Source organism: Psychrobacter arcticus 273-4, assembly GCF_000012305.1.
GTDB classification, from domain to species: Bacteria; Pseudomonadota; Gammaproteobacteria; order Pseudomonadales; family Moraxellaceae; genus Psychrobacter; species Psychrobacter arcticus.
Window position 1 is genome coordinate 518,844 of record NC_007204.1, and the last position, 22,490, is coordinate 541,333.

Below are 22,490 nucleotides of genomic sequence, written 5' to 3' on the forward strand. Positions count from 1 at the left end.
GTATTCAATCCTTCTCTAAAGACGCGCGTGAGATATTCGAGCATTTTAAATTTGAAGAGTTCGTCGGTCAGCTAGCCGATGCCAACTTACTGTATAAAGTGGTGCAGAAGTTTGCCAATACTGACCTAAGTCCTGAAGCTATCTCCAATCATGAAATGGGTTTTGTGTTTGAAGAGCTGATTCGCCGTTTTGCTGAGAGTTCTAACGAAACGGCAGGGGAGCACTTTACCCCGCGCGATATCGTGCGCCTGACCACCTCGTTGGTATTTATGGAAGATGATGACGCGCTGACCAAAGACGGCATTATTCGCACCATTTATGACCCAACGGCGGGCACGGGCGGCTTCTTATCCTCTGGTATGGAATACGTGCTAGAGCTGAACCCTGATGCGGTCATGCGTACCTATGGTCAAGAGCTAAACCCTGAGTCTTATGCCATCTGTAAAGCCGACATGCTGATCAAAGGGCAAGAGGTCAATAACATTAAGCTGGGCAATACTTTATCTAGTGATCAGCTGGCAGGTGAGAAGTTTGACTACATGCTATCGAATCCGCCATTTGGGGTGGACTGGAAAAAGATATCCGGCGAGATCAATGACGAACATCAGCAAAAAGGCTTTGACGGTCGTTTTGGCGCTGGCTTACCGCGGGTGTCTGATGGCTCGCTATTGTTCCTGATGCACTTGCTGAGCAAGATGCGTCCGATCGTTAGTAATAACGAGCAAGCGACAGACAACAGCACTCAAAACAGCAACCAAGGCAGCCGTATCGGTATCATCTTAAATGGTTCACCGCTATTCACGGGCGGCGCAGGTAGTGGCGAGAGTGAGATTCGCCGTTATATCTTAGAGGCCGATTTACTAGAAGCCATCATCGCCTTGCCAAACGATATGTTCTATAACACGGGTATCGCTACCTATGTATGGATATTAAGCAATAAGAAAGCGAGCGAGCGTCACGGTAAAGTGCAATTGATTGATGGTAGTAACCTATACAGCAAGATGCGTAAATCACTTGGCTCAAAGCGTAATGAGATGAGCGATGACGATATCAAGACCATTATCCGTAGCTTTGGTGACTTTGAAGTGGTTGATGCTCGCGTACTAGATAAGCCAGAAGAGGTGAAGTCTAACCGTGGCCGTCAGTCTGCCAATCCTAAGATTGAGGCTGCCAAGACCTTTGCCAGTAAGATATTTGCCACTCATGAGTTTGGCTATCGCCGTATCACCATTGAGCGTCCGCTACGTTTATCCGCTCAGTTATCTGACAGTGCCATTGATAGCCTACGTTATGCGCCTAAACCGTTTGATATGGTCATGCCAGCGCTGTATGAGGCATTTGGTAATGACTGGACGACTGACTGGACGACTGATAGTGACAGTAATAACGGTAATAGCAGTAACAACTACGGTGACTTATCAGCGGTCAACCTAGAAGCGCGAGCGATGATCAAGGCGGACTTTAGCGAGCTGAAAGAAAGCCAAATTAAAGACGTGCTTGATGCCAAACTCTGGCAGGATCAGTTAGAAATCATGAATAAAGCCAAATCTTTGCAAGCGGTCATTCATAAAGAGCGGGGCGACAGCCAATTCGATGATTTTAATGAGTTTGAAAAAGTGTTCAAACAAGCGTTAAAAGAGGCTGATGTTAATCTTGATACCAAAGAAAAGAAACAGCTGTTAGACGCTATCACTTGGAAAAACCCTGAAGCAGAACCGGTCATCAAAAAAGCGCTCAAGGTTGCCAATCCGCTCTATGGTGCGTTTAGCTATACCGATCCTGCCAACTCAGACAAGCCAGCCAAAATAGTAGAGTTCCAAACAGATAGTGATTTGCGCGATTATGAAAACGTGCCGCTCAATCCTGAGGTCACTACCACTGAGCTAATTGAAAGTTATTTCGCCCGTGAAGTGCAGCCGCATGTGCCTGATGCGTGGATAAATGCGGATAAGACCGATGCTATCGATGAAGAGATCGGTATCGTGGGCTATGAGATACCGTTTAACCGCCATTTCTATGTGTATGAGCCACCGCGTCCGTTACAAGATATTGATGCAGACTTGGATGCGGTCAGTAGCGAGATTATGCAGTTATTGGGTGAGGTGCATTCGTAATGGCTGAATTGGTAACGAAGTATCAGCGGTATGCAGAATATAAGGATTCGGGTGTTGAGTGGTTGGGGAAGATTCCAAGTCACTGGGAGCTTAGTAAGCTTAGATATATGTTTTCGTTTGGTCGAGGTTTAACTATAACTAAAGCAGACCTCTTAGATACTGGTGTACCTTGTGTAAATTATGGAGAAGTTCATTCAAAATATGGTTTCGAGGTTGATCCAAAGAGACATTATTTAAAGTGTGTTGATGAAGGGTATTTACAGTCATCTCCTTATGCTTTGCTTACTCAAGGCGATTTAGTATTTGCTGATACTTCTGAGGATATAGAAGGTTCAGGAAACTTTACCCAGTTAGTTAGTGATGATTTAATTTTTGCTGGTTATCACACAGTTATTGCTCGCCCTTTTGATCGTCAATGTAGTCGCTTTTATGCCTATTTAATGGATTCTAAGGAAATAAGAACTCAAGTTAGACACATGGTAAAAGGCGTTAAAGTTTTTAGTATTACCCAGTCTATTTTGAAAGGGGTTAGGATTTGGTTGCCATCTTTAGATGAAAGAGAAACTATAGCCAACTTCCTCGACTTTGAAACCGCCCAAATCGACACCTTAATTGATAAGCAGAAAACCCTTATTCAATTGTTAAAAGAAAAGCGCCAAGCCGTGATCAGTCATGCGGTGACCAAAGGCTTAAATCCTGACGCGCCGTTGAAAGACTCTGGTGTTGAATGGTTGGGGGAAGTGCCTGAGCATTGGGGTGTTTCTAAATTAAAATACTTGATAAGTGAGCCTCTACAGTATGGTGCTAATGAAGCTGCAGAAGATGTTGATAAAACTCAACCAAGATTTGTAAGAATAACGGATGTGTTGCCTAATGGTAATTTGAAAGATGATACTTTTAGGTCACTACCTCAAGAAATTGCCGAGCCATATATGTTAATGGATGGTGACGTACTGCTGGCTAGAAGTGGTGGAACTGTGGGGAAAAGTTTTATTTATAGAGATTCATGGGGTAAGTGCTGTTTTGCAGGTTATCTGATAAAAGCGAAAATTGATGAAGAGATAACTCCGGCAGAGTGGTTTTATTTAAACACGCTAACTGACTTTTATTGGAAGTGGATTGAAAGTATTCAAATTCAAGCTACGATTCAAAACGTCAGTGCAGATAAGTATAACTCGTTCGTTATTGCTGTACCGCCTCTAGAAGAGAGTTATAAGATTATTTCTTATATCAACTATAATTTAGAGGTTTTTGATACGTTAGTAATGAAAGCAGAACAAGCCATCCAACTGATGCAAGAACGCCGCACTGCCTTAATTTCCGCTGCCGTCACGGGAAAAATTGACGTGCGGGGTTGGGTTGCGCCTGAATAAATGACTTTGACGTACTTTAAATCCTTATATTGTAAATGATTTTATTTTAATCAATCGAATAAAAACATGGACAATAAAAAGCCCCTAGTCTTATGATCCAACCACATGGATTGGTAAAACTAGGGGAGTTGTTGCGTACCCTTATACAGAGATGACCTAACTCTATCAATTTTTCAGCTGCCTATAGTCTTAAACCTTTAAAAGCAGTCTATAAAAAACAGTCAAAATTAGTATTAATATAAACGGACTTAACATGACCGATATTACCTACGACGCGTAAATTGGCGGCGCTAATAACCCCTATATTATTACCAACCGTGGTTTGAATATGACCTTGATTGATTAGGTTAGAAACACGGTTTAATAATGGGCCTTGCGCTTCCATGTCTGCTACTTGAAACAGCGAGCGGGCAAACATGAATTCCCAATAGAATGATAAGCTTTTTAATTTGATTTTAATAATGTTTAAATCGACCCGTCCTAAAATAAGTCGATACATTTTATTTAGCCTTGGCGTTTATCGGTTACGGCGCATCGTATATTTTCTTTACTGCCTTATCAACGTAATTAACTTCTCTAAACCTCTCATTAGTAACAACGCTTGTTGTTCCTAATTTTGATAATTGAATAAGTAGTTATTTAAAGTTTATATTTGAACGACCGTTCATTTATGATTATAGTGGTTCTAACATCAAACAATAAAGAAATTGTTCAACGCACGACTCAAGCCCTTTATTACTTTTATAGTTACCAAACCAATATTTTTATATAATAGGATAACACTATGCTTAAGTTTTATTTTCACCAAACCCCAAACCCGTTGAAAGTGGCCGCTTTTCTCGAAGAGACTGGCTTGCCGTATGAAGTGGTTGCTGTAGACACTTTAAAAGGTGAGCAGCACACACCTGAATACCGCGCTATTAACCCGAATGGTAAAACACCGGCAATTGAAGACGATGGCATGCGTGTGTTTGATTCGACTGCTATCTTAATGTACCTTTCTGAGAAAACGGGAAAATTAGCAGGAAAGCCGGAAGATCGCGGTGAGATGCTATCGTGGTTACTGTTTCTAGCGACAGGCCTTGGACCTTTTTCTGGTCAATCCGTTCATTTTAGACATAAAGCGCCAGAAAAAATACCTTATGCTATCAATCGCTATCTTCGTGAAGCCGAACGTCATTATGAAGTGCTCGATACCCACATGGAAGGCCGCGAGTATATCGTTGGCGACGAGTATTCAATTGCAGATATTTCAGCATGGGGCTGGATTGACAAGGCAACATTCGTATTAGGCGAAGAGGGTTTAGAGAATTATCCCAATCTAAAGCGCTGGTTTGCAAACGTAAATGCACGTCCTACGATAGAAAAAGCACGCGCTCTTGCTAAAAATATCGAGTTTAAGACTGAATTTGATGACGTTGCCGCACGGGCGCTATATCCACAAAATTTCGATAAAAAAGCCTAATCACTAGGGTCTGTTGAACATTCATAATTTCAACCAGAGATAAGCACAAGCCAAAGCCACGGTATTTTCATAACTTTGCTTGAGTTTATCAAATCTGGTTGCAACCGCTCTGTAGTTTTTGAACTTAGCGAAAGCATTCTCTACTAAGTGGCGAGCCTTGTACAAGTGCCAGTCCATATGGTTGTTGGTGGACTTAGTGTTCATCTTTGAGCATGGTGCGAGGCATAGCAAACGAAGTCTTTTTTGTGTGAGAACTTAAAGATTACTCGTTTGCTATTTTTTTGTCAGCAATTTATTCCCAATGTTCAACACGCCTTAGTGTAAATGCAGACTAATACACTCTTATGTAAAAAAAGGTAAAAGTGATTATTAAGAAAATCTCGGCTAAAGATATTAAAATGATTCTTGGCCCGTAACCCTAAGGATAATGCAGTGAAATAAACCAAATCTAGAGCAACGAGTCTCTCCGTACTGTGTTTATAGTGAATGTGTTATTATTTACGGCATTACATGAATTTCTGGAAATAATCTGTGCTATCACATCGCTCAAATGAAAAGGAAATTCTCGATTTAGGTCCGGGCAACTACACTGCGGAAGAATTTACTCATTGTCAAAAAATGCTATATCGCATCAATAAAATTCTCGGATTCTTTCACGGGACAGTGAATGTTTTAAAGAAAGGTGGGGAAAAAGCGCATGTGATGGACGTTGGTTGTGGCGCAGGCTTATTTATTCTTAATCTCAGTCGCTATTTTCCAAAGATGACATTCCATGGCATTGATATCTCGTCTGAAGCGATTGATATGGCCAATCATGAAAAGTCTGTATTTGCATCGGATACCTCAAATGTGAAATTTGAGAAAATGGCTGAGCCCAACTTAACATTTGGCGAAAACAGTGTTGATGTCATTTTGGCAACCATGGTTTGCCACCACATGAGCAACGAAGAGATTATTGAATTTTTCAAACAAGCACTACACACCACAAAAGATAAAGTCATCATTAATGATTTGCACCGCAACATCATTGCCTATGGGTTTTATCGCCTTTTCAGTCCAATCTTATTTCGCAATAGGCTCATCACCTATGATGGTCTTATCTCGATAAAACGCGGTTTTATCCGTCAAGAATTAATTACCCTGTTAGAACAAGCTGGCATGAAACACTACCAAGTTAAATGGTGTTTCCCATTTCGTTGGAGGGTTATCATTTGGAAGAAGTAGTCATTATCGGCGGTGGCGTTGCGGGACTATCGTGCCTAAATGCCTTGCTGGATCAAGGTATATCGGCGCTTTTAATCGAAGGCTCAACCATCGGCACACCTAAAATGTGTGGCGAATTCTTAGCACCGATTGCGGCACAGCAACTACAGCTTTGGGACGTTGATCCTCTTATCCCCATTCCTCATGCCGCATTTTATGCTGGAATCAGGCAATTAGATATTCACTTCACCAAGCCTTCTGCTGCCATATCAAGAAGTGACGTTGAGCTAAAGTTAGCGGCACGAGCGCGCAGACTGGGTGGACGCATACGCGAAAACACCTATTTAGAGTACACAACACCAGCCACTGAGAGAACGCCATTTTATTTCAAATTATCCACTGGTGAAATCATTGAGGCTAAAAGTGCTTTTTTTGCAACGGGTAAACTTAGCAACAACAAAGACAATAAAAAAATTGCGCTGCCCTATTTTGGTTTCAAATTGCATTTTTCCCATACCGAAAATGATCATAGTCTTAAAATGTTCAGTCTGGATAAAGCTTATTTGGGAATTGTTCCGATCACCGAGACAATAAGTAACTGTGCCTGTTTGGCAAAACGAGAAGCGGTTGATGCTGCAACTTCTCCAGAGGAACACTTTAGGCATCTAACACAATCTCATCCTGTGCTTAAAAAAATATTCACCCCGCTTGATCTTAGCGCTATCGATATTCTGTCGGGGCGCGCTCCTGCATTTACTCAAAAAAAACCGCCTAACTGGCCTAACAGCTACTGGATAGGGGATACATTAGCGTCGCTTTACCCTGCTATTGGCTCTGGATTTGCACATAGTGTTGATAGTGCTATTCAAGCTGTGCAGTCTTACTTAAAACAACAACCTAAGCTCTATCGGATCAACTATTCGAAATCGATTAAAACAAAAGTACTATTAGGGAACGTATTTAACGCCGCATTACTGCAACCAAAGGTGGGTCAATTGGCTCTTCCTTTACTGAAACGATCACCTAAGCTGGTGAACCTTGTACTCAAAAAGCTTGATTATGTTTAATTCGGCTGGTTTATCTTAAGTAACATTGATTCTAAGGTTAATCCAGGCCCAAAAGCGCAACTAAAAATAGTTTCTTGATGATTCTCACTCGTCAAGTGGGTCATCAATTCTTTCAAAACAAACAAAATGGTGGCTGATGACATATTTCCATACTCACGCATCACATGATAAGCATGCTTGTTTTTGTCTTTTGTAATATTCAACGCTGTTTCACAGGCTTGCAGTATTTTCATACCGCCTGGATGAATTGCATAGTGATTAACATCGGTGATCGCTTCCTGTTTCAATAGTTTCTCCATAAACTCCGCAATCCCTGACTCAATCACTTCTGGAATATAGGATTTCAAAACAATATCAAACCCTGAATCTACTATATGCCATGCCATATCTTCGCTGGTCTGTGGTAATAAATCACAATTGAAGGCCTCGATCGATAGGCTCTTCCGATTCTCAGCCATAGGCTGAATCAGTGCCGCTGCTGCACCATCTGCAAAAATCGCATTTGAAAGTAGATGATCCAAATCATCATCATTTTGAAAATGCAGACTGCAAAGTTCAACACTCACAACTAAAACAACAGCCTCTTTATTCGCGCGACAGGCATCATCTGCCACCTTCAATGCGTTGAAGGCACCGTAACATCCCATAAAATTAATTGCCGTGCGTTTGGCATCGGTGCGCAATTTTAATTGCTGCACAATTTCAATATCTAAGCCGGGCGCATACATGCCTGTACAACTGACTGTAATAACATGTGTAATATCGGCGAATGTGGCATCGGACTGTTCCATACATTGCTTGATAGCAGAAACGGCTAACGGCAGCGCATGCTCTTTATAAAGTGCCATCCGGCCTGCTGTGGTTAAATCAGGTGATGATATGTCACTTTTGGAATTTGAGAGATGCCCCATATCGCTGATGACACTATGCCGCGATTCAATACCCGTCGCTTTAGAAATAAATCTAAGCAGTCTTTTTTTTGCGGGAATCAATTGCAACCGTTCTGAAATGATCGCTGCGGCTTCACTTTGCTTGAATTTATGCTGCGGGACTGCGGTTCCAATGGCGGTAATACTGCTTTTCATCCTGAAATCCTGCTTTATAAAAACTGAATAACAATATTACATGCTTTATTGCCACCAACCCTATTAAAATACAAATACGGTACCTTTACCATGAAAATAGCGGGACAAAAAATAGCCGGACACTCACCTAATTGACTAAATTCCCGAGCATTTGCTGAGTTTTATGATATAAAACCTTCAGCAGTATCAGAAAATATGCTTCAATAAACATAGCTGCATGATTTTGACTAGCCATATCCCAGCAGTGCTCACGACTTGCCGTGGCATCCATTGCAAATATTAATCTACCCTTGTCTACACCAGTGACCAGCGGAGTATTTTTGACTTTGCCAATAAATGCTTGGATATCTTGGGCGCTCGACTTTTTATCTGGACGCTTTGAGGTCATGTAATTCCCCTGTTTTTACTAGGGTCTGTTGAACATTCATAATTTCAACCAGAGATAAGCACAAGCCAAAGCCACAGCAAGCAAGAAAAATTTGCACCAGTAATACGTGTTGTATCGATATTACTTTTCACCGACTATAGTTTTTTAACTTAGCGAAAGCATTTTCTACTAAGTGGCGAGTTTTGTACAAGTGCCAGTCCATATGGTTGTTGGTGGACTTAGTGTTCTGTTTTCGAGGGATGTTATTGAAGCAACCCGCTTGTTTGATATGCGCTCGTAAAGCCTCAGAATCATAGCCCTCACAGTCGGAATCTTTGATTAACAAGCCAAACAGCGCAATCAGCTTATTACTGCGAAACCAACACTGGTAAGCTTTATAAACGGTGTTGGGCTTACCAAAGTAAGCCGGTAGATCGCGCCAAGGACAGCCAACACGCATACGATACAGCACACCTTCAACTGTACATCGAAGATTTCCTTTGTCATAAATATTAAGTTCCAGTAATATGGGTCTTAGTCTTGTCCAGTGTTCATCTTTGAGCATGGTGCGAGGCATAGCAAACGAAGTCTTTTTTGTGTGAGAACTTAAAGATTACTCGTTTGCTATTTTTTTGTCAGCAATTTATTCCCAATGTTCAACACGCCCTAATACACTACAAAAACAGTTTATGACATTTTAATCTCTCTTATTGATATAAAAATTAAACGGACTTAACATGGCCAACGCGCACAACGTCACTTATGAATCTGTCTTTCAAGCCGATATCGTCAGCCAGATGCAAGCGCAAGGCTGGCAGTTGGGTCATGCCAGTGGCTATCAGGCAGAGACTGCGCTATATGAGCAAGACGTGCTGGACTTTGTACAGAGCACCCAGCCGCAGGAATGGGAAAAGTTTTGCCGCACCTTTCCTATCGACTCTGAGCGTCATTTTATCACCGCATTAGTCAAGCAGCTTAATAAAGCGGATGAGCACTCAACCGATAGAGCCTCGCGCACTTATGGCACCTTGGGTGTATTACGTCATGGCCTTAAGATTCGTAACGCGCGTTTCTCATTATGCCAGTTTAAGCCTGAGCACAGCCTTAACCCTGAGACCATGACACGCTATGAGGCCAATATTTGCCGTGTTGTCTCTGAGGTGATCTATAGCCCTCATGTCAGTCTTAAAGATAGCCCAAAAGACAAAACAGACGGTAAGGTCGCTAAGCGTAACCGTATCGACATCGTACTATTCGTGAATGGCTTGCCTGTCACAACGATGGAGCTAAAGTCTGAGTTTAAACAAGCGGTACAAAATGCTATTACTCAATATAAGAAAACACGCCTGCCTAAAGACCCTGATACTAAGAAACCTGAGCCGCTACTAACGTTTAAGCGCGGCGCATTGGTGCACTTTGCTGTCAGTCAGTATGAAGTCTATATGACAACGAAGCTGGCAGGGGATAGCACCTATTTCTTACCGTTTAATAAAGGCACAGAGCATGGCGGTGCGGGTAATGATACGCCTAGTGATAGCAGCCGCTATGCCACCGATTATCTATGGAATGAAGTACTTACGCCAGAGAACTTACTCTCGATCCTTGGGCATTTTATGCACTTGCAGATCGACGAGGAAGAAGACGCAATCGGTCGCAAGTCCAAAAAAGAGATATTGATGTTCCCGCGTTATCATCAGTGGGATGTGGTGACCAAATTGGTTAATGCTGCCGTGACTGAGGGTGCTGGTCAAAAGTATCTGATTCAGCATAGTGCTGGTTCAGGTAAGTCTAACTCTATTGCATGGACAGCGCATCAGCTCTCAACCTTGTATAACGATCAAGGCGATAAACAGTTTCACTCTGTCATTGTCATCACCGATCGCACGATACTTGATGACCAGCTACAAGAAACCATCTATCAGTTTGAACATGCTGATGGTGTGGTCGGCAAGATCAATAGAAAAGAAGGTGACGGCTCAAAATCTGAAAAACTTGCCGAAGCATTAGTGAACTCGCAGCCGATCATCATTGTCACTATTCAAACCTTTCCGTTTGTGCTTAAGGCGATTGAAGATTCAAGTGTGCTCAAGTCGCGCCGCTATGCCATCATCGCTGATGAAGCACATTCATCACAGACAGGCTCTACGGCTCGCCAGCTTAAAGAAGTGTTGGTCTCAGGTGATATAGAGAGTAATACAGACGATGACAAGCCGCTATCTAGCGAAGATAGCCTTGATTTCATACTGGATGCCACGCTTGCCGCGCGCCGTAGTAGTCCTAACCTAAGCTACTATGCCTTTACCGCCACGCCTAAGCCAAAAACCATTGAGCTATTTGGGCGTCTGCCTAATCCTGACTTGCCAGCATCGAAAGATAACTTACCAGCCGCTTATCATGTCTATTCCATGCGCCAAGCCATTGAAGAGGGCTTTATCTTAGATGTGCTAAAAAACTACACCAACTACAAAGTGGTCTATCAGCTTAAGCAAAAGCTGGCCGCCGCTGATGATGAAGTCGATGCTCGCCGCGCCAAGATTAAGCTCAATAGCTGGGTACGCTTGCATGAACACAATATCGCCCAAAAAGTAAAAATCATCATTGAGCACTTTAATGACAACATCAAAGGTTTACTTGGCGGACAAGCCAAAGCCATGGTGGTGACGGGTTCACGTAAAGAAGCGGTACGCTATAAGATAGCCTTTGATAACTATATCGCTGATTACGGTTACAGAAATATCAATGCTATGGTTGCGTTCTCAGGTGAAGTCACCTTTAACGACAATGATCCTGATAGCGGCGCACTTATCGGTGAGAAGTTCACTGAACACAATATGAACATCGGGCTAAAAGGCCGCGATCTACGTAAAGCGTTTGATAGTGATGACTATCAGGTGATGTTGGTGGCTAATAAATTCCAGACAGGCTTTGACCAGCCTAAACTATGTGCCATGTATGTTGATAAGAAGCTGACAGGCGTGGATTGCGTGCAGACACTCTCACGACTGAACCGTACCTATAAGGGCAAAGCAGAGAGTGGCACGTTTGTGCTCGACTTCTTTAATGATCCTGAGGATATTCTTGAAGCCTTCCAGCCGTACTATGAGACCGCACACCTAGCAGATGTATCTGACCCTGATCAGGTGTTTGACCTTTATGAGAAGCTGCGCGTTAGTGGTATCTTCACTAAGAACGAAGTCGAGCAGTTTGTTGAAGCGTTCTATAGTAAGAATAAGTCTAATGCCGCCATTAGCAATATCTGCAAGCCAGCGGTCGAGCGTTGGCAGAAGCAATATCATAAAGCGCGTACAAAAGCACAGCATGCTAAAACGATGCTTGAGCGCACCAAAGCAACGGGCGATGTGGTACTGATGACCAATGCTGAAAACGACTACAAAGGCTTTAAGACAGATCAAGATGCGCTGGAAATCTTTAAAAAGGACTTGGGTACATTCACCCGTCAATACGAGTTTATGTCGCAAATCGTTGACTATGATTCTAAAGACTTAGAGAAGCTGAGCCTATACGCGCGTAACCTACAGCCGTTACTGCGTGAAAGCCTAGATAATGAAGAGGATGTTGATCTAAGTAATATCGTGATGAGCCATTACCGCGTCTCAATTCTCCATCAGCAGGACTTGAAACTACAAGAGGGCAAATCTGAATATCAATTAGATGGTGGCAGCGGTGCAGGTACGGCAACCCCTAAAGATATAAAAGAAGCGTTTTTATCGCAGATCATTGAGCGCTTGAATGAGGTGTTTGTAACGGACAATCTCACAGATAAAGATATGCTTAACTATGCACACACTTTACGTGACAAGCTATCTGAAAATACTATCGTAATGACTCAAATTGCTAGTAACCCAAAGGCGCAAGCACTGCTAGGTGATTTTCCAAACGCTCTAGATGATGCTGTTATAAGTAGCGGTGCGGCGCATCAAGAACAGATGATACAGTTACTTTCAGATCCCGCAAAAATGACTGCAATCGGTAGAGTGGTGTATGACATGTTATGTGTGAACAGTGAAAAAGCGAAATACATCTAAAAATTTAATTAATAGGAAATAATGCTAGGAAGGGGGTAATACGATGATTGGTGCGCTCGGCGGGAATCGAACCCACGACCCTCGGCTTCGGAGACCGATACTCTATCCAACTGAGCTACGAGCGCAAAAGTGTCTAAAAATAAAGACCGCTTAGTCTAACAAATAAAAGTCATAAAGCCAATGAATGAAGCCGGCTATTGAGGTTTTTTAAGAAAAAACAGCATAGTTAGCAAACAGGCATGGCAATCTACCCGTCTTTTCCCTTATAATGTCAGGGAGAATCCATATTTATAATCACCGATTACAAGTGCGCTCGCATGCGGGATGGCTGTTTGCTATTGACAACGGTTTGTTGTCAAAGGAGGACAGACAGAATGTCCAAGTCGTGTTGACCCTTGTATACGTAATAAGAGAACGTGACGAATGAGAAAAGTAGTTATGTTATCGGCAGCTGCCATTCTAGGAATCGCTAGTATCGCTGTGAGCCAAGCTGAAAGTGCTGTAGATACGCCTGTTACTATATCTGCTGTTGCAGAAGGCAAAGATGTTGTCGAAAATGCCGCTCAAAAGCTGGGTGATGAGCCCCAAGCAGCTGCAGATACAGCGGATGGCACTGTTGATGCAACTGCGCAAGCAGACGCGATAGCAACAGATGCACCAGCCGAGGCAACTGCGGCAGCTGCACCAGCTGCTGTCGAAGAGCCAGTTCCAGAAGATACGCCGCAAGTACAAAAACTGATTGCATTGTATCCAAATTTGATTGCTCGTATTCAGCCTGTTGGCAAAGTATGTTTTGAAGAAGATGAAGTTTGTGACGTGACGGCTCGTTCTGCTGGTCCAGCAGCGGGTGATGGTCCTCGTGATGGTAAAGCGGTGTATAGCGCGGTATGTCAAACTTGTCATGCGTCAGGACTGCTTGGCTCACCTAAGTTTGGTGATGCGGGTGCTTGGGGACCTCGTATAGCAAAAGGTAAAGAGACCTTATATACCCATGCTATCAATGGCTTCAATGCCATGCCCGCCAAAGGCGGCGCGGACATTCCTGATGAAGAAGTGCAAAATGCTGTTGATTATATGGTTGCTGAAGCCAGCTAATGATCATTACCCTAGTATTTCAATTAAGTATTAGGGTGATTGATCAGCATACTGATATCTCGGTTATTTGACCTCTTACATAAGTCTATTAAGCAAGGTTTAGTAAGTGTCGTATCTAAAGCGTCTATCTCAAGTAGTGAGATGGACGCTTTTTTTATCTATGATTGATATGACTAATATCGTACTTATGGCATCCCAACGTTGAAATAGCCTCACATTGGCCTCACATTAATACACGACAGCAACTACTATAAAAACTAGCATGCTTATAACTCATTTCTCAAAATCTTTTATAGATTAATCATTCATAAAGAGGTATTCATGTCTGAAGTACCAGCACTATCGATTCAGAATTTATCCAAAACTTATAGCAACGGATTTTCGGCATTAAATGACGTCAGTCTTACGGTTCCGCAAGGGGGATTTTTTGCGTTATTGGGACCAAATGGTGCCGGTAAGTCAACGATGATTGGTATTATCAGCTCGCTCTTTAAGCCAACGACGGGTAGTGTCCATATTTTTGGTACCGACTTGCTGGCTGATCCTTCGAAAGCCAAGCAGTTTTTGGGCGTAGTGCCGCAAGAGTTTAACTTTAATCAGTTTGAAAAAGTTGAAGACATTCTTATTACCCAAGCAGGCTATTTTGGCATTGCAGCAAAAGAAGCAAAACCGCGCGCAGAAAAACTGCTCAAAGCCTTAGGACTTTGGGACAAACGTGACAGCAAATCTCGTGAGCTCTCAGGTGGTATGAAGCGTCGACTGATGATTGCGCGTGCACTAATACATAAACCACGTCTATTGATCTTAGATGAGCCGACTGCTGGGGTTGATATTGAGCTGCGCCGCTCAATGTGGGAGTTCATGCAGCAGATTAATATTGAAGAAAACACCACGATTATTTTAACCACGCATTATCTTGAAGAAGCTGAGCAGCTGTGTAAGCGTATTGCGATTTTGGATCACGGTGAGATTCGTATCAATACTGAAATGAAAGATTTGCTTGCGCAGCTATCGGTTGAGACCTTTGTCTTTGATGTGGCAACTCCGTTAACACATCAAATAGTGCTCACTGGTGTGACGGATGTCGAGCAGCCTGATGATTTGACGATTGAGGTGACATTGACAGAAGGTGAATCGCTGAATGGCGTCTTTAATCAGCTGTCTGAACAAGGCATCACGGTGGCCAGTATGCGTAACAAATCCAATCGTTTAGAAGAGCTATTTATGCGTCTGGTGGATAAAAGCTTACATGAACCTTTAAGCTCGTAGTTTTTATGCATAATTGACCTTGATAACGAGACTGTATTAATCACAAGACGTCATTTAAAATATATATCAATTAGAATAATCATATAGGCAAATCTGCTTGCAGTAGAGAGAATTTGACTCTAGTAGGCATATGCAATTAGGAGAGAGATCGCATGAACTTTGCACAACGCTGGATTGCATTTCGCACTATTTTGGTCAAAGAGGTGCGCCGGATTATACGTATTTGGCCGCAGACTTTATTACCGCCAGTCATTACCATGAGTCTATATTTTGTCATTTTTGGTAAGATGATTGGACCACGTGTGGGTGAAATGGGCGGCGTGCCATATATGCAGTTTATCGTGCCTGGTTTGATTATGATGGCGATTATCACCAATAGCTATTCGAATGTGGTCTCAAGCTTTTTTAGTGCCAAATTCACCGCCAGTATCGAGGAGCTCTTGGTCTCGCCCGTATCGAAACATGCTATTTTGATGGGCTATATCGGCGGTGGTATCTTTCGCGGACTAGCAATTGGTATCATTGTCTCGATCGTAGCACTGTTCTTTACCAATTTGGGTATCGAGCATTTATTTGTGACGATATTTACCGTCCTTGGTACCTCTATTTTGTTTTCATTGGGCGGCTTTATTAATGCTGTATTTGCCCGCTCTTTTGATGATATCTCTATCATTCCAAGTTTTGTATTAACGCCGCTGACCTATCTAGGTGGGGTGTTTTACTCGATGGAAAATCTATCACCACTTTGGCAAAATATCTCATTATTGAACCCAATCGTCTATATGGTCAACTCATTCCGCTACGGGATTTTGGGCTATTCTGATGTCAATGTCTGGTATTCGATGGGCGCTATTTTTGCCTTCTGTGCGATATTCTATACCATTGCCTATCGATTATTAAGTGACGGCTCGCGCGTGCGTTTATAATATTGAGAGATATAGTCGATTCCAAATAAAGTAGATACATCATGTTTTGACGCGGCACTGCTATAAATTTTTCTGGCGTGCTGTGCCTGCGCAGACAGAGGCTGCAAAAAATTCATTCCAGTCCCGCTGTATCATTTTTATACTGGGCTTACTATCTTATATCTATATTTTACTCAGCGTAAGCAAGGCATTATCATGCCAATATTTTTTCATTTCAAGTTTTAATATTAGGAAGTACCAATGAGTATCCACGGTATCTTGGGTGAACAAACCACCGATTATCCAACTGAGTATAGTCCAGAAACTTTGTATCCGATTGCCCGTAGTATGGGGCGAGACGTGATTGGCTGGCAAAATGATAAGCTAGAAGTAGGTGTCGATTGGTGGCAGGCATTTGAACTGTCATGGTTAAACCAGCAAGGCATCTCACAGGTTGCGATTGCGCGCTTTGGTATTCCAGCAAATTCACCATTTATTGTCGAATCAAAGTCATTGAAGCTCTATCTAAATAGTATTAACTTTACTGAGTTTGGCAGTTGGGCAGAAGTACAAAAGCTCATTGCCGAAGATTTGTCAAAATGTGTGCAGGCAGAGGTACAAGTGGAGTTGTTTCACTTAGCAGATAGGCATTCAGGGCTGTTAATTGCTCAGCCTGATGGCATCTGTATTGATGATGCGCTTGTGAATAGCACCGAGAAAGTAGCATTAATGCTGCATCCTGATGCGTCGTTATTAGAACGTGATTCAAGTGACGCTCAAATATCAGATGGTAAAACCTTTAGCTTTTATTCTAACTTGCTGCGTAGTAACTGTCCAGTGACCAATCAGCCAGATTGGGCTGCATTGGCGGTATCGATTACGAGTAAGAAAGTAGTGAATCAAGCCAATATGCTGCGATATATTTTAAGCTTTCGTCAGCATAACGGTTTTCATGAACAGTGCGTTGAGCAGATATTTGCTGATTTGAGCCAATATTATGAGCCAAGTAAGCTGATGGTACGCGCTTGGTATACACGCCGCGGCGGCATTGATATCAATCCTTGCCGCGTGAGCGATATTGCCTTGTTGCCTGTACCTAGTCGCTTGATTCGTCAGTAGATATAGTTGAAATACTTTAAAGTCGCTACCGTATTGCTGGTGTAAATTTTTTGCAGCCTCTGTCTGCGCAGGCACAGCAAGCAAGAAAAATTTGCACCAGTAGTAGGTGTTGTATCGATATTACTTTTCACCGACTATATAAGCGTGAATAATGATTAATCATATTTAGAGAAGGCTTAGACAAAAATCATAACTGAAAAAAAGCGCCTATTTCATTTAATGAGATAGGCGCTTTTTATGGTGCTAATTTTATCTTTACACTATTTATGGTGCTAATTTTATCTTTACACTATTTACTGCTTACTTTAGCCAGTACTTCATCACGGCTAAGTAATTGTTTTTCAGTATCACGGCGATTGATGTATTCGTACTTATCTTCTGCCAAGTTGCGATCAGACACCACGATACGATGTGGAATACCAATCAGCTCAAGGTCGGCAAATTTCACGCCTGGGCGCTCATTACGATCATCAAGCAATACATTGACACCAAGGGCTTTTAGCTCATCGTACAATGCAGTAGCGGTTTGCATGACGGTTTCTTCTTTGGACTTCATTGGTACGATAGCCACTTCAAATGGTGCTAAAGAATCACTAATATTTGGCGTTAATGGCCACATGATGCCATTTTCATCGTTGTTCTGCTCAATTGCAGCAGCGATGATACGGCTGACACCAATACCGTAGCAACCCATCATTAGGGTGACCGGCTTGCCATCGTCACCTGATACCGTGCAGTTCATCGCTTGTGAGTATTTATTACCCAATTGGAAGATATGACCCACTTCAATACCGCGTTTGATTTGTAGCGTACCTTTACCATCAGGGGAAGGATCACCTTGATTGACGTTGCGAATATCAACAATACGGGTGATATTCGCATCACGCTCCCAATTCATACCAATAGTATGTTTGTTCACCTCATTGGCACCAGAAACGAAGTCTGATAGCGCTGCTGCTGCACGATCTACAAAGACGGGCATGTCAAGCTCAACGCCGATATAGCCTTTATGTAAACCAGCCGCTTTTAATTCTTCTTCAGTTGCCATCGTTAAAGGGACATTGGCTTCTTCAATTTTTTCAGCTTTGATGGTATTTAGCGTATGGTCACCACGTAATACCACAGCGATCAGCTGCGGCTCACCTTCTGGGGTATGACCTTGCACAATCAATGTTTTGACAGTTGTAGCAAGTTCAACGTTTAAATACTCAGCAACCGCTTCACAGGTTGGCATATTGACGGTATCTACATTCTCTCGAGCCATAGTGGCAGGCTGGCGTTCTGCCGTGCACACAGATTCTGCAAGTTCGACGTTGGCAGCATATTCAGACGAATCAGAGAAAGCGATATCATCTTCGCCGCTGTCTGCTAGGACGTGAAATTCGTGAGAGGCAAAACCACCGATTGAGCCGGTGTCTGCTTGTACGGCACGGAAATCAAGACCCAAACGAGTAAAGATACGCGTATAAGCGTCATACATGTCGTCATAAGTCTTAGCCAATGACGCTTGATCAACGTGGAATGAATAGGCGTCTTTCATAGTAAATTCGCGTGCGCGCATCACCCCAAAGCGTGGACGAATCTCATCACGGAATTTATTCTGAATCTGGAAGAAAGTAATCGGTAACTGCTTATAACTGCGCAGCTCGCCTTGAGCAAGATTGGTGATGACTTCTTCATGCGTCGGGCCCAATACAAAGTCGCGGTCATGACGGTCTTTAAAGCGTAGCAGCTCAGGACCATAGTCGTTAAAGCGTCCGGTCATCTGCCAAAGCTCAGCAGGCTGAGTCATCGGCATTAGCACTTCTTGAGCACCGATATTTTGCATCTCTTCGCGAACGATACGCTCGACTTTTTGCAACACGCGCAAACCCATTGGCAACCAGATATATAATCCAGAAGCAATTTTGCGAATCAGACCGGCTCTAACCATTAATTGGCTTGAAGCGATATCTGCATCACTGGGTGTTTCTTTTAGCGTGGCAAATAAAAATTGACTGGCTTTCATAAATAAAGCATAACCTTATCAACGATAAAATAAATAAGAAATAGTAGGATGTTGAGCGTGTGGTTTGATGGCCGACGCAAGATTACCTTTTATTACTTGGTAATAGTGTAGGACATGCTCTCGCTAGAAAGTACTGCAACAGACAGTACGCTAGAAGCAGTGCGTTCATAAACAGCATTTTAAAAAGGATATAACTTTTTATTTTGTATAAAAATACCAGTCTTTACCGAGCAGTTTTTCTAGCATAAAGCCTGAAAAATGCCTGTATACCGATATTTTAAGCATACAACCTGACTATGTTAGGTAAAGTTCGCCTAAGACGCAATGACTTTTTGTTTTTTCAGAGCGAACGTGACTCAAAGGATTGAATTAGACGGCTTCAACTCGATTATTTACCGGTTTTGAGTGTATTGATGGCAAATGAAAAGGTGTTTTTTTGCAAAGGGCATCATTAGTAATTATGTGGAGTATTGGTATAGTAAGCCCAGTATAAAAACGATACAGCGGGACTGGAATGAATTTTTTGCAGCCTCTGTCTGCGCAGGCACAGCACGCCAGAAAAATTTATACCAGTGCCGCGTCAAAACATGATGTATCTACTTTATTTGGAATCGACTATAGTCGTTACTTGAAGTTGCTGCTTAAAAATAGCATTTATCATTTAGAATGTCATTTTTCATTATAAAAATAAACTGATAAAACTCTAGAGGTTAAATCGTTTGGAAACGGTGGCGTTCAGTGTTGATACGGTCACTAACCAAGGTGCTGGCGCGTGTCAGATGCCGTCAGTCGCTTCAGCACCGGCAGCCGCTACGGTTAACAAACAATCAAATCAATTTTCAGCAGATAATGGCTGTAGATGCTACTCTTTTTTAAATTCAGCAATCGCTAATTGGCGTGCCAGTTTATGCTCGACCATGGGGATAGGATAATCAATGTCTGCAAAGGCACCGTTTTTACTCAGTGCCTTGCGCATTTTATCTTCGCTATGCAAGATGCTGGCAGGAATCGGTTCTAATTCAGGTAGCCAAGTCTTAAGAAATATTCCATCAGAATCATGGGTTTTGGCTTGGCTAAAAGGATTCATAATACGAAAATAGGGCGCAGAATCTGTACCTGTTGACGCGCTCCACTGCCAGCCGCCATTATTAGACGCAAAGTCACCATCTATCAGCTGCTGCATAAAGTAACGCTCACCCCAGCGCCAATCAATCAATAAGTCTTTGGTCAAAAACATCGCCGTGACCATGCGCAAGCGATTGTGCATAAAGCCCGTCGCGTTCAGACAGCGCATTGCCGCATCGACTAATGGCACACCCGTTTTGCCCTCACGCCATGCTGCAAAAGCATCTTCATCATACGACCAGTTAATCTTCTTATCAGTCTCATGTTTATAAGCCTGATGGCGGATAAGCTCAGGCTTATAGTCTAAAACGTGACGATAAAAATCGCGCCAAGCAAGCTCGCTTATCCAGCGATTGATGTCGTTATTATCACCGCTGTCAAAGTTGTCACCGTCATTTCTATGTAATTCCCCTAGCGCCTTAGTAGCTTGTAAGTAGCAGAGTCTGGGACTAAGAGCGCCAATAGTAAGATAGGCTGATAAATGACTGGTGGCATGCAAGCTGGGTACATCGCGGCTCACATCGTAGTGATTAATATCATCAGAGATAAATTGAGTTAATCGATGACAGGCTTCGGCTTCTCCAGCAGGATAGGCAGTGCGAGCTTGGCTAATTTGCTTATCCGTATCTATATATTGATAGCATTCATGAGTCTGTAGATATTGTTGATAGTCGTGGACAGTTTCTTTGCACAATGCCTCTATAGCCTGAATAGTATTTGCACTGAATTCTGATGATATTAAATTAATTTGTTCATTATTCGTGATGGCAGGTGCTGTATGGATTTGTATATCACCGACCTCCAAGGTATGCCGCCATTTTTTATAAAATGGGGTAAACACTTGATACATGCTATTGTCATTGGTAGTGATGGTTTGTGGTGGTAAGATACATTGGTCATGCCAGCGGATAAACTCAATATCAGTTTTTGCCAGCTGTTTGGTTAATTGCTCGTCACGCGCAATCTCATTACCTTCGTACTCATGATTTGCCATCACGCAGCTGATATTATTTGACTCACATAATGCGCTCAACGCAGCTATACAATCAGTAAAACTAGGGCAAATTTGCACGGTTAAGGTGATATTCAATGCTTGTAGTTTTTGTGCGAGGATAGGTAAGGTGCGGGCGATATGGTCAAGCTGTGTAAGCGACATATCATGTGTTTGCCATTGTTCAGGGGTGAGAAAAAACACCGCGCTGAGCTTAGCGTTGTCTGTGTTTGCGCGCTCACAAATGGCGGCCAAAGCAGTATTATCATGAACACGCAGGTCGCGGCGAAACCACATAAGGTAGTGGGGCTGGTGATTATTCCCATCATTGTTGTTAGCATTATTTTCTATTGCTGCTGCCGTTTTAGACATTCATCTATCCCTATATTAATCAATCGCAATCATAAGCAAAACTATGAATAAAAGTATGCTAGGATAAGTTTTTGGATGCAATTGATTTGCTCCTCCATTAACAAATCATCATATTCAGTCTCTCGTAAGGTCATCTTATGCAGGTTAAGTTTTGTGGATTTACTCAACTTGATGATATTAAAGCCGCTGCTAAGCTCAATGCGGACGCAATTGGCTTGGTGTTTTATCCGCCAAGTCCTCGTGCGGTCACAATCGAGCAGGCACAAATATTAAGTGCAGCGGTACCGGCTTTTATCAGCGTGGTGGCTTTGGTCGTTAATATGCCTGAAGATGAGCTGATTGAACTGGCAAATAATGTACCTTTTGATATCATTCAGTTTCACGGCGATGAAACGCCTGAGCAGTGCCGTCAGCTGGCAAGTAGCGTCAATAAGCGCTGGATTAAAGCGTTGCGGGTCAATACTGAACAAGATACGCTTGAGAGTGTGAATATGCAGATTGACAATTTTGCTGCATCAGGCGCGAGCAGCATCTTACTAGATGCCTACCATCAGCATAAGTATGGCGGTACTGGCGCACGCTTTGACTGGAGTTTGATACCGAAAGACAGCTCCCTACCGATTATTTTAGCGGGTGGACTTGATGCTGAAAATGTCGCTGCAACTTATGACTTACCTATTTATGCAGTCGATGTCAGCGGAGGTATTGAGGTTGATAAAGGCAAAAAAGACGCTACCAAAATGCGCGCTTTTATGAAAGCAGTGAAACACGATCGATGGCAAAACGAGACGCTTAGCGAACCTTCGAATATAAGTAGCTAGCTTTATAATTCCAAATTTCAAAAGCTGACTATGTAAACAGTTTTCCCTATAGTTTTTCCAAAAAA

At 42.6% G+C, this 22,490-nt stretch carries 15 protein-coding genes, 1 tRNA gene and 3 pseudogenes; 11 read left to right on the forward strand and 8 right to left on the reverse strand.

The window, feature by feature from the left end; translation table 11 throughout:
- Positions 1 to 2: 2 nt before the first annotated feature.
- Together PSYC_RS02145 and PSYC_RS02150 are read left to right on the forward strand one after the other, a co-directional pair.
- Positions 3 to 2,114: pseudogene (locus PSYC_RS02145) on the forward strand (class I SAM-dependent DNA methyltransferase); the annotation flags it as partial.
- Positions 2,114 to 3,487 (forward strand): restriction endonuclease subunit S, encoded by a 1,374-nt coding sequence (locus PSYC_RS02150; RefSeq protein ID WP_011279715.1) that lies wholly within the window; start codon positions 2,114 to 2,116, stop codon positions 3,485 to 3,487. The pseudogene PSYC_RS02145 and the gene PSYC_RS02150, both read left to right, overlap by 1 nt.
- A 208-nt stretch (positions 3,488 to 3,695) precedes the next feature.
- Here PSYC_RS02150 and PSYC_RS02155 read toward each other — a convergent pair whose 3' ends face one another.
- Positions 3,696 to 3,986, reverse strand: a complete 291-nt coding sequence (locus tag PSYC_RS02155; protein WP_011279716.1) for a hypothetical protein — start codon at positions 3,984 to 3,986, stop codon at positions 3,696 to 3,698.
- 285 nt (positions 3,987 to 4,271) lie between these two features.
- Between PSYC_RS02155 and PSYC_RS02160 the strand changes: the two genes are divergently transcribed.
- Positions 4,272 to 4,952: a glutathione S-transferase family protein gene (locus PSYC_RS02160; protein ID WP_011279717.1), complete on the forward strand. Its 681-nt coding sequence runs from the start codon at positions 4,272 to 4,274 to the stop codon at positions 4,950 to 4,952.
- Between the two features lie 21 nt (positions 4,953 to 4,973).
- On the opposite strand, the pseudogene PSYC_RS02165 reads toward PSYC_RS02160, so the two are convergent.
- Positions 4,974 to 5,159: pseudogene (locus PSYC_RS02165) on the reverse strand (transposase); the annotation flags it as partial.
- 324 nt (positions 5,160 to 5,483) lie between these two features.
- On the opposite strand from PSYC_RS02165, the gene PSYC_RS02170 reads away from it, so the two are divergent.
- Complete coding sequence (locus PSYC_RS02170) at positions 5,484 to 6,176, forward strand: methyltransferase domain-containing protein (RefSeq protein ID WP_011279718.1); 693 nt, start codon at positions 5,484 to 5,486, stop codon at positions 6,174 to 6,176.
- Positions 6,164 to 7,222 (forward strand): NAD(P)/FAD-dependent oxidoreductase, encoded by a 1,059-nt coding sequence (locus PSYC_RS02175; RefSeq protein WP_148201644.1) that lies wholly within the window; start codon positions 6,164 to 6,166, stop codon positions 7,220 to 7,222. The genes PSYC_RS02170 and PSYC_RS02175 overlap by 13 nt, the downstream gene beginning before the upstream one ends.
- Here the strand turns inward: PSYC_RS02175 and PSYC_RS02180 are convergent.
- The 3 genes and pseudogenes from PSYC_RS02180 to PSYC_RS11195 form a co-directional block, all read right to left on the reverse strand.
- Entirely contained in the window at positions 7,219 to 8,307 is a 1,089-nt protein-coding gene (locus tag PSYC_RS02180; protein WP_011279720.1) for a type III polyketide synthase, read from the reverse strand. The genes PSYC_RS02175 and PSYC_RS02180 overlap by 4 nt on opposite strands.
- A 127-nt stretch (positions 8,308 to 8,434) precedes the next feature.
- Positions 8,435 to 8,695, reverse strand: a complete 261-nt coding sequence (locus tag PSYC_RS02185; RefSeq protein ID WP_011279721.1) for a hypothetical protein — start codon at positions 8,693 to 8,695, stop codon at positions 8,435 to 8,437.
- Positions 8,696 to 8,731: 36 nt separating this feature from the next.
- Positions 8,732 to 9,251 (reverse strand): annotated as a pseudogene (locus tag PSYC_RS11195) (transposase).
- A gap of 160 nt (positions 9,252 to 9,411) precedes the next feature.
- Here PSYC_RS11195 and PSYC_RS02195 point away from each other — a divergent pair.
- A complete protein-coding gene (locus PSYC_RS02195) occupies positions 9,412 to 12,720 on the forward strand; it encodes a type I restriction endonuclease subunit R (RefSeq protein WP_011279723.1) in 3,309 nt (1,102 codons plus the stop codon).
- Between the two features lie 48 nt (positions 12,721 to 12,768).
- Here PSYC_RS02195 and PSYC_RS02200 read toward each other — a convergent pair.
- A tRNA-Arg gene (locus tag PSYC_RS02200) sits at positions 12,769 to 12,845 on the reverse strand.
- 298 nt (positions 12,846 to 13,143) lie between these two features.
- Here PSYC_RS02200 and PSYC_RS02205 point away from each other — a divergent pair.
- The 4 genes from PSYC_RS02205 to queF all read left to right on the forward strand — a co-directional run bounded on the left by PSYC_RS02205 (position 13,144) and on the right by queF (position 17,108).
- The gene (locus PSYC_RS02205) at positions 13,144 to 13,815 is read left to right on the forward strand and encodes a c-type cytochrome (RefSeq protein WP_011279724.1); all 672 of its coding nucleotides are present in this window, start codon (positions 13,144 to 13,146) and stop codon (positions 13,813 to 13,815) included.
- Positions 13,816 to 14,136: 321 nt separating this feature from the next.
- Complete coding sequence (locus tag PSYC_RS02210) at positions 14,137 to 15,084, forward strand: ABC transporter ATP-binding protein (RefSeq protein ID WP_011279725.1); 948 nt, start codon at positions 14,137 to 14,139, stop codon at positions 15,082 to 15,084.
- A 152-nt stretch (positions 15,085 to 15,236) separates the two neighbouring features.
- A complete protein-coding gene (locus PSYC_RS02215; protein WP_011279726.1) occupies positions 15,237 to 16,010 on the forward strand; it encodes an ABC transporter permease in 774 nt (257 codons plus the stop codon).
- Between the two features lie 240 nt (positions 16,011 to 16,250).
- Positions 16,251 to 17,108 carry an NADPH-dependent 7-cyano-7-deazaguanine reductase QueF gene (gene queF / locus PSYC_RS02220; protein WP_011279727.1) on the forward strand — a complete coding sequence of 286 codons (858 nt, stop codon included), beginning with the start codon at positions 16,251 to 16,253 and terminating at the stop codon, positions 17,106 to 17,108.
- A 289-nt stretch (positions 17,109 to 17,397) separates the two neighbouring features.
- Here the strand turns inward: queF and PSYC_RS02225 are convergent, their stop codons facing one another.
- Together PSYC_RS02225 and PSYC_RS02230 are read right to left on the reverse strand one after the other, a co-directional pair.
- Entirely contained in the window at positions 17,398 to 19,116 is a 1,719-nt protein-coding gene (locus PSYC_RS02225; RefSeq protein WP_011279728.1) for a proline--tRNA ligase, read from the reverse strand.
- 862 nt (positions 19,117 to 19,978) lie between these two features.
- Positions 19,979 to 21,604 (reverse strand): cryptochrome/photolyase family protein, encoded by a 1,626-nt coding sequence (locus PSYC_RS02230; RefSeq protein ID WP_011279729.1) that lies wholly within the window; start codon positions 21,602 to 21,604, stop codon positions 19,979 to 19,981.
- 137 nt (positions 21,605 to 21,741) lie between these two features.
- On the opposite strand from PSYC_RS02230, the gene PSYC_RS02235 reads away from it, so the two are divergent.
- Complete coding sequence (locus tag PSYC_RS02235; protein WP_011279730.1) at positions 21,742 to 22,425, forward strand: phosphoribosylanthranilate isomerase; 684 nt, start codon at positions 21,742 to 21,744, stop codon at positions 22,423 to 22,425.
- The last annotated feature ends 65 nt before the right edge of the window (positions 22,426 to 22,490 follow it).

Bases quoted from the DNA above. Each gene is read 5' to 3' on its own strand.
- PSYC_RS02225 (WP_011279728.1), bottom strand. From the start codon at position 19,116: ATGAAAGCCAGTCAATTTTTATTTGCCACGCTAAAAGAAACACCCAGT.
- PSYC_RS02215 (WP_011279726.1), top strand. From the start codon at position 15,237: ATGAACTTTGCACAACGCTGGATTGCATTTCGCACTATTTTGGTCAAA.
- queF (WP_011279727.1), top strand. From the start codon at position 16,251: ATGAGTATCCACGGTATCTTGGGTGAACAAACCACCGATTATCCAACT.
- PSYC_RS02195 (WP_011279723.1), top strand. From the start codon at position 9,412: ATGGCCAACGCGCACAACGTCACTTATGAATCTGTCTTTCAAGCCGAT.
- PSYC_RS02185 (WP_011279721.1), bottom strand. From the start codon at position 8,695: ATGACCTCAAAGCGTCCAGATAAAAAGTCGAGCGCCCAAGATATCCAA.
- PSYC_RS02230 (WP_011279729.1), bottom strand. From the start codon at position 21,604: ATGTCTAAAACGGCAGCAGCAATAGAAAATAATGCTAACAACAATGAT.
- PSYC_RS02210 (WP_011279725.1), top strand. From the start codon at position 14,137: ATGTCTGAAGTACCAGCACTATCGATTCAGAATTTATCCAAAACTTAT.
- PSYC_RS02155 (WP_011279716.1), bottom strand. From the start codon at position 3,986: ATGTATCGACTTATTTTAGGACGGGTCGATTTAAACATTATTAAAATC.
- PSYC_RS02150 (WP_011279715.1), top strand. From the start codon at position 2,114: ATGGCTGAATTGGTAACGAAGTATCAGCGGTATGCAGAATATAAGGAT.
- PSYC_RS02180 (WP_011279720.1), bottom strand. From the start codon at position 8,307: ATGAAAAGCAGTATTACCGCCATTGGAACCGCAGTCCCGCAGCATAAA.
- PSYC_RS02160 (WP_011279717.1), top strand. From the start codon at position 4,272: ATGCTTAAGTTTTATTTTCACCAAACCCCAAACCCGTTGAAAGTGGCC.
- PSYC_RS02235 (WP_011279730.1), top strand. From the start codon at position 21,742: ATGCAGGTTAAGTTTTGTGGATTTACTCAACTTGATGATATTAAAGCC.
- PSYC_RS02205 (WP_011279724.1), top strand. From the start codon at position 13,144: ATGAGAAAAGTAGTTATGTTATCGGCAGCTGCCATTCTAGGAATCGCT.